Raw genomic sequence first — 13,770 nt, 5'->3', positions numbered from 1 at the left:
GAGAAATTTTGGGTTGGAAAACGCAAAAGCGCAAAGAATGATCATACTAGCTGTTTTCAAAGCGCAAGTGAATCAAAGATTCTCAGCAAGGAATACTTTTTAAAATAATATCTCAATTATAACATTCCATCACTCGCAATGACAAAAAGAGAAACGGAAGACATTATATCTTCCGTTTCATAATTATAAAAATGGTCGGTTTATTTTTTATTAAAATTCTCTGCAAAGAATCCTAACATAGATTTGTAAAGTTCAATTCTATTTGGTTCTTTTCCAAATCCGTGTCCTTCATCATATTTTACCATATAAGGTACTTCGAACCCTTTTGCACGCATTGCCTTCACAATCTGATCAGATTCATTGATATTTACTCTAGGATCATTGGCTCCCTGAACTACAAATAATGGCTTCTTAATCTTATCAATCTGGAAAACCGGAGAAACTTCCTTGGCGATTTTAGCTTCTTCAGGATTGTCTAAATCATACCAGATCTGTTTTACCATTTCTTTATAAGGCTTCCAATATTCCGGGAAAGACTCAAAGAAAGTAAAGATGTTAGAAACTCCTACATAATCTACTCCACAAGCATATAGATCCGGAGTTTTGATTAAGCCCATCAAAGTAGCATATCCACCATGGCTTCCTCCATAAATAGCAATTTTATCTTTATCAATCCAACCTTGGCTGATGGCATATTTTACTCCGTCTTCCACGTCATCCATTGCTTTTCTTCCGATCTGCTTATATCCGGACTTCTGGAACTCTTTTCCATACCCTCCGGAAATCCTGAAATTCACCTGAAGCGTTGCATATCCTCTGCTGGCAAACAATTGTGCTTCCGGATTAAAGCCCCACTGATCTCTGATTCCCTGCGGACCTCCGTGAGGATTTACGATTAAAGGTACTTTTTTCCCCTCCAAAGCTGCTTTTGGCAACGTAATATATCCACGAATTGTTAATCCGTCTCTGCTTTTAAATTCGATAGGTCTCATTTCAGCCATATCTTCTTCTTTAAGCTGAGGCATCAGATTATACAAAAGTTTGGTCTGTTTTGTCTTTGTATCGTACTCGTAATAAGTTCCATATAATTTATCACTTCCCACAACTACAAGAAGTTTATCATTATTGTCATCTGAGGAAACGATTCCAAATTCCTTATCTCCAAACTGAGCCTTCAGTTTATCATCTATTTCTTTGTAAAATTTACTTACGGGAACGGTTTCATCTTTTATGCCATTATAACTGATATAATCCAATTCATAATTTCTGCTTTTGCCAGCCGTACGGATAGAACTTACATCATATACAGGATTAGAATAAATTTCTTTAATTACCGCATTTTTCTTTAAATCATATAAAACGATTTTCTCTTTATCGCTATCCAGGTTTGTTACTACATAAGCTTCATCTTTATTTCCTGAATTATAATTAAAATCTATAATGCTGAAAGTATCTGACCAATCTGCTGATTTAAGAAGATTGAATTTTCCGGTTTGCAGGTCTTTATAATAAGTTTTGGTTGTCAATCCGTTTTCAAGAACGTTGTACCCTCTTAAATTACCATCCTTATCAAAAATATATCCATCGATAGGGCTTTTCGTGTCTTTGTTTTCGTACAGCTGAGTTATTTCACCTGTTACGAAATTGATTTTATAAGGTTCAAAGATCTGCTTGTTGTTCTTATTCATTGTAACAACTACAAAATCGGTGTATTTTATAGGAATAATGGTTCCTAAAGTAATTCCGTCAAATGGCGTAAGGTCTTTTTGATTGCCTCCATCTACATCTGCTGCATACAAGTGGATATTTTCATTTCCACCTTTATCCTGGGTATAGAATAAACGATTTTTATTTAACCAACCATAACCTTTAATCAAATCGTCTTTTTCAACAATTGCTTTTGTTATTTTTCCTGTGCTTAGCTCTTTTACATAGACATGATTTTTACTGTCTTTGTCTTTTTCTTTATAGGAAAGATATTTTCCGTCCGGAGAAATTTTAAATGCTGAGGCTTTTGGTCTTGCAAAATAGTCTTCAACTTTATACTTATAATTTCCTTTATCATAGGAAATAAGCTTCTCTAGATTGGCTTTGGAAGAGGGTAATGTTGGATCTCCCGGCAGTTTGGCTGTAGAACTCTGTGCATTAATCATAATTGTGGAAAGTACAATATAAGCTGTACCGAAAATTTTGGAATTTAGATTCATAACTCATGTTTTAGGGTTAAAACTATAGCTTTTTTAATCAAAAAATTACTGATCTTACATAATTAGACACTTTATCTTTACAAAATGTTACATTATTGATCTTTTCTTTTTCAAAAACAATAAAAAAGACAGCCTTGTGACTGTCTATTATTTATATTTAATGTAAAAAAATCCCAAAATACCAGGTCCATCCTATTAAAATAACCTGCATTGGAACTCTCTCAACGTACAAATACCGCATTCCGGGTCCTGTATAATCTGCCTTAAAAATATTAATATTCTTTTTAGAGGAATTGATATTGGCTACAAAGACCAATACATAGAAGATAATCAGTAAAATAGCTGTCAACTCCCGAATAGCAGGGATCATCAAACCTATTCCAGCTGCAATTTCCAAAAGACCTGTAAAATAAACCCAAAACATTTTAGCAGGGATGAAATCCGGAATCATCATTTCCATTCCTTTCTGAAATTTAAAATGTGAAATTCCTGTAAAGATGATAAAAACTGCCATTCCCAGGTTTCCTGAAAATACATAATCCGGTTTTCCGTGAAACACTATTGTGCCCAGCAAAGCCAGAATAAATGTAGCGAATAGGATGATTAATAATTTCATATTAATATGTGGGGGAATACGTAAACACTTTTATACAGAGCTTAGATTAACTCCTTCTGCCAGGCTTTTCACAACTATAAGTCCTTTTGTAAATCCTGTATCCAGATGATCCTGCCACTGTTTATCAACCTGAACTTCTGTATGGAGTTTTGTTTTTCCGTCAAAATCAATCAGGAAATATTTTTCGAAGCAGCCACTCCATTCCATAACTTCCTTGCTGTGAGTATCTTCGTTGCCATCTTTGTCTACCATTCCTAAATGTTTAAAAACAACCTGTCGGGGCTCATCCAGACTATCGATGGTAGAAACCATTCCTTCTCCTTCGGTATTCACGAAGTAAGTTTTCCCACCCACTTTCCAATCCGATTTCATAGTAGATCCGGGGCTGAAAAATTTTGTCCATTCACTATAGGTTTCAGGACTCCAAAGGATGTCCCATACTTTCTGCATAGGTGCATCAATTACTGTTTCGTACGATAAGGTTTCCATATTCTATATTTTTTAAGGTTGATTTGGCTAAAATTGTATTTCCTTTTAAAGCTGATTTTCTGAAAGATGCTTCACGATCGCCATTGCTTTGGGAAATTTTTCTTCAAAAAACTCTTTAAATTCTGCAGGTGTCTGAATTTTCGTTGTCAGTAAAGTTCCGTTATCATTTTCTTCAAGGAAATAGGCTTCTGTAGCTTCTCCCCAATCCTGCGGAACTTCAACTCCTTCATAGATTTCTCCAAGGTGTAAAAATGTTATTTCCTCGTTAGGTATAATCTTTTCAACCCGACTGTACATTCCGTTATTTTTAGGATCAAGAAACTTAATGATATTATTCTCTTCCAATGTTCCTTCGTAAAATGATCCGTCTGTAAAAGCTGTTGTCCATTGTCTGTAGGTAATATCTCCCCACAGAACACTCCAAACTTTTTCAGGTTCTGCATTTATTTCAATTTCATATGATAATTTTTCCATACTGTTTATATTTTCTATTCTTATGAATTATAGGCATTTTCTAAGTCCTGAATAATAATTTTCTGCATTTTCATCATAGCCTGCACTACTTTATAGGCTTTTTCCTGATTAGGATCGTTCATCAGCTGAATCAGTCTTTTAGGTACAATCTGCCAGCTTAAGCCGTATTTATCTTTTAACCAGCCACACATACTTTCTCTTCCTCCATCTGTTGTAAATGTATTCCAGTAACGGTCTGTCTGCTCCTGATCATCGGTCATTATCACCAATGAGATTCCTTCATTAAAATCAAACTGATGATCGTAAGAATTATCCATACAGAACAGTGTATAGTTATCAATCACAAAACTAGCATGCTGAACATTTTCAGCGGGCTCCGGTATAGGGTGACCTTCACTTCCATCTCCATACTTTAAAATATTTCCAATGCTTGAATTGGGGAAAGTCCTGGTATAAAGTTCCATTGCTTCTTTAGCTTTTCCGTTGTTTCCATGAATAAACATCAAAGTAGGAACTATTTTCTGATCACCTGATTTTTCTCCTAAGAATAGCTGCCATGTAACACCATATTGGTCCTGAACCCAACCGTATTTTTTGCTCCAGGAATAAGATCCAAGCTCCATTAATGCTATTCCTCCCTGCAATAACTGATCCCAGTATTTCTGGACTTCTTCTTCCGTATCACAAATAACCATGAAAGAAATTGAAGCATTCTTCTTAAACTGTGGGCCTCCATTTAACAACATTAATCTTTGTCCAAACAAATCTATATTCATCACAACAGGTGTATCTGCTGTAATTTCGCCTCCGAAGACTTTACAGTAAAATTCTGCCGACTGCTTGGCATCTCCGTCATACCAGAGACATGGAAAAATATCGTTATTCATAGATTTAGGTTTAAATTTTAATTGATTGATATCGTTTGACTGATTTTTTCTTATTGACACGTAGTTTTTAAGATGTTGAAAGTTTAAAAGCTTTACTCTCGCGGATTCATATTTCTTATTTCATTTTAAAAGCAAAAGGTATCTTATGTCTTTGCTCTTAAAGATATACATTCCTTATTTGCAATGACATAGTAAAAACTCTTAGTTGATAACTTTTTATGCTTCTTTAAAAAACACCTGATTCTCCTTCATATAATCTTTTAACTTCATCACTGTATTTTTTCCGAAACCATGAAGCTGCAGAATTTCCTTTTCGGAATAGTCTGACAATTTTTCCAAAGAATCTATCTTTTCTCTTTTCAGGGCTTTTCTTGCGGGAACTGCAATTATACCATAAAGAAAGTCTTCATTGGCGTCATAGTTAACAGCATAAATGGAATTCAAACTCTTTGACATGATAACTAAATTGATCATGGCTACAAAAAATATTTTTAATGATTTTCTACATACTTATGGAAATTGTTGAGAATACCATACCAGCCTTCTCTTTGCATTTCCACGGAATTTTGTTTCTCCGGATCGAAAATTTCGGTAACCTTTGTTGTGTTTTCATCTATTTTGTCAAAGATTACTTCTACTTTACGCCCATCTTCCATATGATATTTTATATTTTCATGGGGAATTACTTCATCATATACTCCTTCAAAATCAAATGCAAAGCTTTTATCTTTTGCTTCCATTTTGTTCTTAAATTTCCCGCCTACTTTCAGGTCATTTTCAGAACTAGGGCAATGCCAACTTTCATGGGCAAAATTCCACTTTGTAATATGTTTTGGTTCATTGAAGTAGTTCCAAACTTTCTCTACCGGAGCTAAAATTGTAATGTCTATTTTAATTGGATCCATAGTTCTATTTTTTAAGGATTGAATAAAAGAGCTGCCCACAAGTGAGCACCCCTTTTAAATAATTAGTTAAATATAAGATTATTTTGCATATTCTTCATTATAGTTCACCATCCAATGAACACCATATTTATCCTGAAAACATCCGAAGTAGTCTCCCCAAAACTGATCTTCAATTGGCATTTCTACGTTTCCGCCTTCTGAAAGCCCTTTAAAAAGTCTATCTGCATCTTCTCTTGAATCTGGGAAAATAGAAACATAATTATTATTTCCTACGGTAAGAGTCTGTCCGAAGCCAGGAACAATGTCTGATGCCATTAAAAGGTCGTTCCCAATAGGCAATGCAATGTGCATTACTCTGTTTTTTTCTTCTTCTGAAAGGTTTTCTGTACCTGGAGCATTCCCCATTTTGTGTACTTCACCTACGAATTCACCTCCAAAAATTGATTTGTAAAAGTTGAATGCTTCTTCAGCTGTACCATCAAAGTTTAGGTACGGATTTAATTTTGCCATGATTTTTAATTTTAAAATGTTATTATTTTGTTTAAACACAAATGACACAAATAGTTTCACAAATGACACGAATATGTTAATGTGAAAAAGTAAGTGTAATTAGTGATGCTGATTTAAAAATGTTTCTACTTTTTTAATGGTAAAGTTGATCAGATCTTCATTGAGGCTGCCGTCAAAATCAGCCATCATATAGGTTCCGTGAGTTGCGGGTACTATCATCAATTCCGATCCTTTTACCAACCGCCACATTTCTACGGTATGTTCCGGTTTCATTACATCTTTATCTCCACTGATAAATAATGCAGGGACTTCTATGGAACTCAGCACCTCATCACCCGAATCTTCGAAAGTCTGCATTCTCTTACTGTCTTTATCAAAAAGATTTTCCAGTTTTGAAAAGTCCGGATTAAGATTTAAAAAATTGATCTTAAAAGGTTCCGGCATGGATTCAAAGGTAGCATCCTGCATCATTTCGAAAAAGCCATCTATCATTCCGTTTCTTTTGAAAAATGCTGATGCAATTACTATTTTTTCTACAATTCCGGGGTGACGGTGGGCGATCTGCATCACTGTATTTCCACCATTGCTGAAGCCCCAAAATGCAGCTTTATGAATATTAAGTTCAGCTAATAATGTGGCTACATCATCGGCATCCTGTTCAAATGTTTCAGGAATATCGCGGTGTTCACTTCGTCCATGGTTCTGGAGATCTACTCCAATCAGCTGAAACTTATCCTGCAATCTTTCTATCACTTCCTTAAAGTCATATAGAATAGATGAACCTCCACCATGAATCAATACCAATGGTTTTCCCGATCCATATATTTCATAATAGAGCTGGATTCCGTTTACATGCTTATATCCTTTTTCTATCGGATTCATGATTAATACTTGATATTTTCGTCAACATCATACTTCATTCCCGGATAATCTAAAACTCTGCGCATCAGCCCTATCTGCCCGCAGAGATAATCTTCCCGACCAATGCACATTCCAATGAAATTGAGTTTTGTTTCTTTAATAAAGGGAACATTCATCCCGATTTCAAAGATTTCGTCTAGTTCCTCATCAGTTACTTCCAATAGTTTCTGATATGCTTTTGAAGAAACATCATGAAAGTTTTTCTTGAGATCTGCCAGCGTTGGATATTTGAAGTTTTCATCTAAGGTTTTTCCTTGAAAGAAAAGATCATTATTAGGATCCTGATCCTGTAATCCAAGCACCATCCCCAAGCCATAGCGCATATTCACAAAGTTTCCTGCCATCCAGACGATATGATTGGTTTTATTTTCAATTCTTTTCAGAGCATCTTCTTCCGAAATGCCATCCAAAACGTTGATAAAGCTTTGGGTATGCATTCTGTAAGCCGGAATGATGAGTTCTACTTTTTTTGATTTTGGTGTGTCCATGTTGTTATTTTTTATGGAATTAGAATGTAAGCGTTGGGAAAAGCAAGGTTCTATCTCTATATTCTCTGATTATTGCATGCTTTTTTGCCACGAATGCACGAATTTCATTAATGATTGCTGATAAGACGATGATATTCTTGTTTTTTCCAATCCTTTTCTGGTTTATTTTATTCCTCCAGATTTTCCCAGAAATCTACGGATATACCCTAGCTGACCACAATGGTAATTTTCGTGGAAACAGAGTGTGGCAATATCATTAATCATCTCATGATTAAAGCTTTCGATAGTATTCAACTTTGCTTCTAGTTTATCCTGAGTTTGTTTTAAATAAGACTTAAGATCTTCAAAATCTACCAACTCGTTTTTTCTTTCCAAAGGAGTGACACCTCTGTTATATACAGAAAATATTTCTCCGTCCCATACGGCTTCTTCGCCAAGAATATTCAATAAGCCATTTCTAACATAAATCAGGTGTCCTAGTACCCAATTCATACAATTGGCGTCCTCATTTGGAAAAATTATCGACTCTTCATTGGTGATTTCTTCTGTATTGATAGAGATTACTTTGTAAGTAACGTTTACCTGATGTTTCACAAATTCTATTGTATCTGATATTGTTTCCATAATATTTATATTAAAGAGTATCTTATATCATTGATAATTATTCTGTTGGTAACTTAGACATATCAGCATGCATTACTTCCCACTGATGCCCGTCTATATCAGCAAAAGCGCTTTGATACATCCATCCGTGATCCATAGACTCACTGTATTTTGAGCCTCCGTTTCCAAGGGCGGTGTTTACAATCCAGTCTACTTCTTCACGGCTGTCTACTCCAATGGCAAGAAGCACCTGAGTAGTATCTCCTTTAGCATAAGGTCTGTTGGTAAAGGTTTGGAAAAACTCTTCTTTCAGAAACATGGTGTAGATATGATCTTCTTTCATGACTACACATACGGCTTTATCGTCTGAGAACTGTTCGTTGATCGGAAAACCTAATGTTGTCCAGAACGCTCTTGTATTTTGTATGTCTTTTACAGGTAAATTGACATAGATTTGATTGATTTTCATATTCAGTAATTTTTGGTGTTAAACTCTTACCCAAAATTACCAAGGTGTAATGAAAATCAACTTGCCATAGGGCAAGATTTAATTTTTATTAGGATGGGAAACTAATTCTTTCCGAATTCTGCTCAGTGAAGTATCGGTTACTCCAAGATAGGACGCGATTTGTTTCAAAGGTGCAAATTGTATCACTTTTGATTTTTGTTCCAGCAGATTAAGGTAGCGCTTAGTAGCAGAAAGCGTGAACATTTCTACAGATCGTTGTTTATAATCGAAAAGCTCTTTAGACATCCATGATCTTCCCCATTCTCTGAGATTCGGGATTTTATGGAATAATTCCTGAAAGGTATCATAATCAAGCTTCCAGCATTCGCAATCTGTAATGCAGACAATATTTTCCTGAGACGGTATTCTTTGAAACATTGATAAAACTTCAATAATCACTTCATTTTCAACAAAAAAGTGAGTAGTTACCTCATTTCCGTTGAAATCATTCACGAAGGATCTTGCAAGCCCGCTATCCAGAATATAGTATTCATTAGCTGTTTTTCCTTCTTCAAGAATGAATTCTCCTTTTTGAAAGGATGTTTTTTCGTGTGCCTGAAATATTTCTTCCAGTTCTTCCTGAAGAAAAAATGGAAAATCATAGCATATTTCTAAAGATTTGGTCGTCATCAGGTCATTTTTTTAAGACTTTAAAATTAAAATTTTTAATCGAAACAAACGCAATAAATATTAAACAATATAATTCATTCATCAATTAAAAACTTATATCCTATTGAATTTAAGATAATTTTAAAAACAAAAACAGTTAAACAAAAGTTTAAATATAGAAAAACAACCAGCCCATTAAATCAATGTTTAGATACTTCTAATATTGATAGAAATATGAGCTTTATCTGATTGTAGCTTTACAATTTCAATATTAAAATAAAGACAACTGAATTGGCTTTGGTGGAGAAGGTTTCTGAGCATCCCCGAAGACTGTTTTTCCTCCGAAGCGCCATGAGTTTTGTCTTTCTTCTTCAATTACTTCCTGAATATCAAAATCCGGAGTGAAATCTTTTTCAGCTGTAGTAACGATTTGATGAAGTTTATTTAATGTATTCAGCTTATCTGAATTTCCCAATTTTGATTTTTCTATTCCTCTTCGAAGAATACTGATACTTTCGTCATAAGTATTGATAGGAACCGGGAAAGGATGACCGTCTTTACCACCATGAGCAAAGGAAAACCTCGCAGGATCAGAAAATCTTGACGGTGCACCATGAATAACTTCACTCACCAACGCCAAAGACTGCATCGTTCTGGGACCTACTCCTTCCAACATCAACAAATCCTCAAAATTCTGCGGTTGTTGCTCTCTGGTTACATATAACAATGCTCCCAAGCGCTTAAGATCAACATCGGATGCCTGAACGTCATGATGTGCAGGAAGAATCAGCCTTGAAAAGTCCTTCATTACATCAATGGAATCGGTATGAGAAATATCGAGAATTCCTTTTCGGTTTCCTGAAGCTTCCGCATCGGTTAAGTTTAAAATTTTCCCTCTGGAAATTCCATTAATACCTGTGTGAGGTTCTTCTATGAATGATTTTATATTTCCTGAATGCCAATGATAACGTCTTGCAGTACCATCAGATTCGTGCATTCCCTGCTGAATAACGCTCCAATTTCCATTATCTGACAGAATAAAATTATGCAAATACAACTGATAACCATCCTGAATGGCAGTATTATCAACTTTAGCAGAAAGTTTACTGGCTCTTACTAATTCTGTTCCGTTCAACCCGGTTTTTTCAGCAATCTGAATTAATTCTGACGGAGTTTCCCTTGAAAACTTCCCCTTTCCACCACAAATGTAAAGCCCCAATGACTGGGAATTGGGATTAATGGAACGCTTTAATGCTCCCATTACGGAAGTGGTAATTCCAGAAGAATGCCAGTCCATTCCCATTACAGCCCCAAAGCTTTGAAACCAAAACGGATCTGCCAACCGGCGAAGCACCTCATCTTTACCATAATCCATCAGGATAACCTCAACGATGGAAAGTCCAAGAACAGACATACGTTCATACAGCCATGGCGGTACTTTGCCATAGTGAAGAGGTAAATCTGCGGTTCCTGAACGTTTCATTTTTCAATTTTAGAGAAACAAAGTTAGGCTTAATATTCCAAATGAATACTGATTCGAATCAATAAAAACATTCCTTAAAAATTGGTAATCAATTCTTTTTTTATGACTTTTGTGTGATAACACCAATACATGATCATTCATATGAAAAAGCTTTTACTATTGTTCACCATACTCTCACTTTCTGCCTGCAAAAAAAAAAAGAGGCAACAATGGCTGAGAAGATTGATAAAATAAGGGAAGAATGGAAGAAAAACAGGATAGATTTCTTTGTGGGTTCTACCCCACAGCCTTTTTCAGCCAAAACAATGAATAGTCACCAGTTCAATTCAAAGGATTACAATGGGAAGAATCTTCTCATCTTTATTTACGGCAAAAAATCTTTGGAAAGAGATCATAATCTAAGTTATAATATGACGGATGATCTTAACAGACTTTTTACTGAATATAAAGATCAGACTGGTTTCATCGGAATACTGGAAGGACTGGAAGATGACAAAACAGTTTATGAAAAGGCTTTAAAAGATGCCGGAAATATTCAGTTTGAACAGATTGATAATACGAAATCTCCACAAAGACAGGAACAAATCAAATACAATATTTTCTGTACTCCCGCCAGAATTTTGATAAACAGTAATGGTAAAGTTATTCATTCCAGCTGCGGTGGAGCAACAGATCAGGAACTCATTCGTAAACTAGATAGTATAAAAACTCAACAAAAATAGGTTTACCGATAATCTATTCATGTGAATAGAACTCTAAAGCTCCATGCTTTTCCTGATCAAATTTTTCATTGAAAATAATTTTATTTCCAAAAGGATCATTTACCTTAAAAGAAATGGCATCATAAAAAGTCTTTTCAAGTCCGGGACGGTTGTACTTGTAGTTTTTATCAATAAGCTCTTTATGATATTCTGCAACTCCTTCTCCCCATATGAAAACACTGCTTCCGGGACTTGCGTCTCCATGATGTTCACTTAAATGAAGAACAATGTTTTCTTTCCTGACTTCAATATAAACCGGAAAGTTTTCTTCAAAACGATGCTCCCAGACAATTTCAAAACCTAGCCAATCGACATAAAACTCAAGCGTTTTCTGATAATCGAAAATTCTAAGAATAGGAATAACTTGTTCAGCTTTCATAGAGATTATTTTTAAGTTTTGGCTAAAGCCAGATGATGATTTATTATTTCATGATAGCGGGCTAAAGCCCACTCTTATTGAATGAAACTCTATATTTTCATTTATTGATGAGATAAAATATTAATTACTTTCCCGAACGGATCTTTTACAAAAAATCTTCGAACGCCCCAATCTTCGTTGGTAATGTCATAAACGATCTTAAAACCTTCTTTTTTCATTTTGTCATAAATTTTCTCGATGTTATCAACTTCTATAGACAAATCCGGAACTTCGGTCTCATTTCCTCCTTGTTGAGCAAAACTGATCTGGACATTCGCTTCCTCATCAGTACCTAACGTTTTAATCCAACCATGATCCATCAACACATCAAGTTCTAAAATATCCTGATAAAAGAGGTTTCCTTTTGCAAGATTATCTGTTTTTATATTCGCTACAATTCTTTTTACCATTTTGATTTTTATTCATAAAAAAGCCCTGTGAAAATACTTAAAATTTTCCAGAGCTTTAAAGATTATTTATTCTTAATTGAAGTTTTATAGTGAAGAAGCGGCTTCTAAAATCAACTGGGTAACTTCTTCAGGGTGTGAAGCTAATGAAGCGTGTCCTGCATCCAGTGTAATTATTTTCTTCGGTTCAAGTCGTTCTGCCATTTCTTTTTCTGTTTCAGCAGGAATCATGCGGTCATTGGATGAAATCTGATACCAACTTGGGCGTATTTTCCATGCCGGTTCCCCTGCTACATCACCAAAACATTGCCCGTGAATAGGTTTTTGAGACAATGCCATTACCAACGCTTTTTCATCATCTAAATCCTGACAGAAAGCAGATTTAAATTCGTCATACTTAATCCATAAAAAGCCCTTATTATCAGGATAAATACTTGCTCCACCCGTAGATTCTCTTCTGCCTAAAAGAGATCCTAAGCTATCTCCTGCGTCTGGGGCAAAAGCTGCAATGTAAACCAATCCAACAACTTTATCATGGTTTCCGGCTCCTGAAATGACTGCTCCTCCATAAGAATGTCCTACCAGAAGTACTTTTCCTTCCTGTGCATCGATAAGATCTTTTGTTTTATCAATATCGTCCTGCAGTGAAGTCAAAGGATTTTGAACGCTTCTTACCTTATATCCTGCTTTTACAAGTGAAGGAATAACGTATTGCCAGTGAGATCCGTCTCCCCAGGCTCCGTGTACTAAAATAATGGTTAAATCTTTATGTTCCATGATGATAAGTATTAAAGTTTAATTAATAATGTAAAGCTACAATCTAAAATATCACAGGACGTTAACTTAAGTTAATTTACGATTCTGCTTCGTATACGACTAAGGGATTGTTCGGTAATTCCAAGATAACTTGCAATATGTTTCTGTGCTATTTTCTGGAAAAGCAGAGGCTGTTTTTTTAAAAGATTAAGGTATCTGTTTTCAGGAGACAAACATATTAAATCATCGATTCTTTTTTTGGCATCCAGGTAAATTTTTTCACTCATTACCCTCCCAAATTTCTGCCAATAGGCTTCTTTCTGATATAAATTCTGTAGATGTTCTTTGCTGAGCAGCAGAATCTCACAGTTTTCCAACGCCTGAATATTCATATTGGATACCGTATCACAAAGTATGCTTTCATAATCGGTGAAGAATTCATTTTCAAAGTAGAATCCGAAATTGATCTCCCGCCCCTGATCGTTGATATAGAAGCATCTGATTGTTCCTTTTTTAATAAAGCCAAGGTATTTGCATTTATCACCTTGTTTCAAAAAGAAGTTTGATTTTAAAAGTGTTGTATCTTTCAGTAAAGCGTAAAATTCCTCAAAATGCTCCTGATCTACCTGAAACAGCTCTCCGTATTTTGTGTAATGGTTTAACATCATTTCTTGTGTATTTTGAATTCAAAAAAAGCCTTGCAAAAATTACTTTCACAAGGCTTTTTA

Annotated in this window: 19 protein-coding genes; 1 reads left to right on the top strand and 18 read right to left on the bottom strand. The window is 35.1% G+C overall.

What is annotated here, in order from left to right; translation table 11 throughout:
- Window positions 1–200: 200 nt before the first annotated feature.
- The 14 genes from BBI01_RS02780 to BBI01_RS02715 all read right to left on the bottom strand — a co-directional run bounded on the left by BBI01_RS02780 (window position 201) and on the right by BBI01_RS02715 (window position 10,700).
- Window positions 201–2,207, bottom strand: coding sequence for a S9 family peptidase (locus tag BBI01_RS02780; protein WP_065393149.1), 2,007 nt, complete (start codon window positions 2,205–2,207; stop codon window positions 201–203).
- 157 nt (window positions 2,208–2,364) lie between these two features.
- Window positions 2,365–2,823 (bottom strand): DoxX family protein, encoded by a 459-nt coding sequence (locus BBI01_RS02775; protein WP_065393148.1) that lies wholly within the window; start codon window positions 2,821–2,823, stop codon window positions 2,365–2,367.
- 30 nt (window positions 2,824–2,853) lie between these two features.
- Window positions 2,854–3,312, bottom strand: a complete 459-nt coding sequence (locus BBI01_RS02770) for an SRPBCC family protein (protein ID WP_065393147.1) — start codon at window positions 3,310–3,312, stop codon at window positions 2,854–2,856.
- A 45-nt stretch (window positions 3,313–3,357) separates the two neighbouring features.
- Window positions 3,358–3,786 (bottom strand): SRPBCC family protein, encoded by a 429-nt coding sequence (locus BBI01_RS02765; protein WP_065393146.1) that lies wholly within the window; start codon window positions 3,784–3,786, stop codon window positions 3,358–3,360.
- Between the two features lie 20 nt (window positions 3,787–3,806).
- On the bottom strand, window positions 3,807–4,673 hold the full coding sequence (locus tag BBI01_RS02760; protein WP_065393350.1) for a VOC family protein: 867 nt from the start codon (window positions 4,671–4,673) through the stop codon (window positions 3,807–3,809).
- 216 nt (window positions 4,674–4,889) lie between these two features.
- A complete protein-coding gene (locus tag BBI01_RS02755; protein WP_065393145.1) occupies window positions 4,890–5,147 on the bottom strand; it encodes a DNA-directed RNA polymerase subunit alpha C-terminal domain-containing protein in 258 nt (85 codons plus the stop codon).
- A gap of 17 nt (window positions 5,148–5,164) precedes the next feature.
- Window positions 5,165–5,578 carry an SRPBCC family protein gene (locus BBI01_RS02750; protein WP_065393144.1) on the bottom strand — a complete coding sequence of 138 codons (414 nt, stop codon included), beginning with the start codon at window positions 5,576–5,578 and terminating at the stop codon, window positions 5,165–5,167.
- Window positions 5,579–5,656: 78 nt separating this feature from the next.
- Complete coding sequence (locus BBI01_RS02745; RefSeq protein WP_065393349.1) at window positions 5,657–6,088, bottom strand: VOC family protein; 432 nt, start codon at window positions 6,086–6,088, stop codon at window positions 5,657–5,659.
- 99 nt (window positions 6,089–6,187) lie between these two features.
- Window positions 6,188–6,970, bottom strand: coding sequence for an alpha/beta fold hydrolase (locus BBI01_RS02740; RefSeq protein WP_065393143.1), 783 nt, complete (start codon window positions 6,968–6,970; stop codon window positions 6,188–6,190).
- A 2-nt stretch (window positions 6,971–6,972) separates the two neighbouring features.
- Window positions 6,973–7,497, bottom strand: coding sequence for a DinB family protein (locus BBI01_RS02735; protein WP_065393142.1), 525 nt, complete (start codon window positions 7,495–7,497; stop codon window positions 6,973–6,975).
- A gap of 162 nt (window positions 7,498–7,659) precedes the next feature.
- The gene (locus BBI01_RS02730; protein WP_065393141.1) at window positions 7,660–8,121 is read right to left on the bottom strand and encodes a hypothetical protein; all 462 of its coding nucleotides are present in this window, start codon (window positions 8,119–8,121) and stop codon (window positions 7,660–7,662) included.
- A gap of 37 nt (window positions 8,122–8,158) precedes the next feature.
- A complete protein-coding gene (locus tag BBI01_RS02725; RefSeq protein WP_065393140.1) occupies window positions 8,159–8,569 on the bottom strand; it encodes a VOC family protein in 411 nt (136 codons plus the stop codon).
- Between the two features lie 78 nt (window positions 8,570–8,647).
- The gene (locus tag BBI01_RS02720; protein ID WP_065393139.1) at window positions 8,648–9,238 is read right to left on the bottom strand and encodes a Crp/Fnr family transcriptional regulator; all 591 of its coding nucleotides are present in this window, start codon (window positions 9,236–9,238) and stop codon (window positions 8,648–8,650) included.
- 250 nt (window positions 9,239–9,488) lie between these two features.
- A complete protein-coding gene (locus BBI01_RS02715) occupies window positions 9,489–10,700 on the bottom strand; it encodes a DUF763 domain-containing protein (RefSeq protein WP_065393138.1) in 1,212 nt (403 codons plus the stop codon).
- A gap of 209 nt (window positions 10,701–10,909) precedes the next feature.
- Between BBI01_RS02715 and BBI01_RS02710 the strand changes: the two genes are divergently transcribed.
- Window positions 10,910–11,422, top strand: coding sequence for a TlpA family protein disulfide reductase (locus BBI01_RS02710; RefSeq protein ID WP_123862058.1), 513 nt, complete (start codon window positions 10,910–10,912; stop codon window positions 11,420–11,422).
- A 13-nt stretch (window positions 11,423–11,435) separates the two neighbouring features.
- Here BBI01_RS02710 and BBI01_RS02705 read toward each other — a convergent pair whose 3' ends face one another.
- From BBI01_RS02705 to BBI01_RS02690, 4 genes are all read right to left on the bottom strand, one after another.
- Complete coding sequence (locus BBI01_RS02705; RefSeq protein ID WP_065393136.1) at window positions 11,436–11,840, bottom strand: glyoxalase superfamily protein; 405 nt, start codon at window positions 11,838–11,840, stop codon at window positions 11,436–11,438.
- Window positions 11,841–11,941: 101 nt separating this feature from the next.
- Window positions 11,942–12,289: a VOC family protein gene (locus tag BBI01_RS02700; RefSeq protein ID WP_065393135.1), complete on the bottom strand. Its 348-nt coding sequence runs from the start codon at window positions 12,287–12,289 to the stop codon at window positions 11,942–11,944.
- A gap of 84 nt (window positions 12,290–12,373) precedes the next feature.
- A complete protein-coding gene (locus tag BBI01_RS02695) occupies window positions 12,374–13,063 on the bottom strand; it encodes an alpha/beta hydrolase (RefSeq protein ID WP_065393134.1) in 690 nt (229 codons plus the stop codon).
- 71 nt (window positions 13,064–13,134) lie between these two features.
- Window positions 13,135–13,710, bottom strand: a complete 576-nt coding sequence (locus BBI01_RS02690; protein WP_065393133.1) for a Crp/Fnr family transcriptional regulator — start codon at window positions 13,708–13,710, stop codon at window positions 13,135–13,137.
- Between the last annotated feature and the right edge of the window lie 60 nt (window positions 13,711–13,770).

Source organism: Chryseobacterium artocarpi (genome assembly GCF_001684975.1).
In the GTDB taxonomy this organism is placed as follows: domain Bacteria; phylum Bacteroidota; class Bacteroidia; order Flavobacteriales; family Weeksellaceae; genus Chryseobacterium; species Chryseobacterium artocarpi.
This window is presented reverse-complemented; position numbering and strand designations above follow the sequence as displayed.

Bases quoted from the DNA above. Each gene is read 5' to 3' on its own strand.
- BBI01_RS02780 (WP_065393149.1), bottom strand. From the start codon at position 2,207: ATGAATCTAAATTCCAAAATTTTCGGTACAGCTTATATTGTACTTTCC.
- BBI01_RS02775 (WP_065393148.1), bottom strand. From the start codon at position 2,823: ATGAAATTATTAATCATCCTATTCGCTACATTTATTCTGGCTTTGCTG.
- BBI01_RS02770 (WP_065393147.1), bottom strand. From the start codon at position 3,312: ATGGAAACCTTATCGTACGAAACAGTAATTGATGCACCTATGCAGAAA.
- BBI01_RS02765 (WP_065393146.1), bottom strand. From the start codon at position 3,786: ATGGAAAAATTATCATATGAAATTGAAATAAATGCAGAACCTGAAAAA.
- BBI01_RS02760 (WP_065393350.1), bottom strand. From the start codon at position 4,673: ATGAATAACGATATTTTTCCATGTCTCTGGTATGACGGAGATGCCAAG.
- BBI01_RS02755 (WP_065393145.1), bottom strand. From the start codon at position 5,147: ATGATCAATTTAGTTATCATGTCAAAGAGTTTGAATTCCATTTATGCT.
- BBI01_RS02750 (WP_065393144.1), bottom strand. From the start codon at position 5,578: ATGGATCCAATTAAAATAGACATTACAATTTTAGCTCCGGTAGAGAAA.
- BBI01_RS02745 (WP_065393349.1), bottom strand. From the start codon at position 6,088: ATGGCAAAATTAAATCCGTACCTAAACTTTGATGGTACAGCTGAAGAA.
- BBI01_RS02740 (WP_065393143.1), bottom strand. From the start codon at position 6,970: ATGAATCCGATAGAAAAAGGATATAAGCATGTAAACGGAATCCAGCTC.
- BBI01_RS02735 (WP_065393142.1), bottom strand. From the start codon at position 7,497: ATGGACACACCAAAATCAAAAAAAGTAGAACTCATCATTCCGGCTTAC.
- BBI01_RS02730 (WP_065393141.1), bottom strand. From the start codon at position 8,121: ATGGAAACAATATCAGATACAATAGAATTTGTGAAACATCAGGTAAAC.
- BBI01_RS02725 (WP_065393140.1), bottom strand. From the start codon at position 8,569: ATGAAAATCAATCAAATCTATGTCAATTTACCTGTAAAAGACATACAA.
- BBI01_RS02720 (WP_065393139.1), bottom strand. From the start codon at position 9,238: ATGACGACCAAATCTTTAGAAATATGCTATGATTTTCCATTTTTTCTT.
- BBI01_RS02715 (WP_065393138.1), bottom strand. From the start codon at position 10,700: ATGAAACGTTCAGGAACCGCAGATTTACCTCTTCACTATGGCAAAGTA.
- BBI01_RS02710 (WP_123862058.1), top strand. From the start codon at position 10,910: ATGGCTGAGAAGATTGATAAAATAAGGGAAGAATGGAAGAAAAACAGG.
- BBI01_RS02705 (WP_065393136.1), bottom strand. From the start codon at position 11,840: ATGAAAGCTGAACAAGTTATTCCTATTCTTAGAATTTTCGATTATCAG.
- BBI01_RS02700 (WP_065393135.1), bottom strand. From the start codon at position 12,289: ATGGTAAAAAGAATTGTAGCGAATATAAAAACAGATAATCTTGCAAAA.
- BBI01_RS02695 (WP_065393134.1), bottom strand. From the start codon at position 13,063: ATGGAACATAAAGATTTAACCATTATTTTAGTACACGGAGCCTGGGGA.
- BBI01_RS02690 (WP_065393133.1), bottom strand. From the start codon at position 13,710: ATGATGTTAAACCATTACACAAAATACGGAGAGCTGTTTCAGGTAGAT.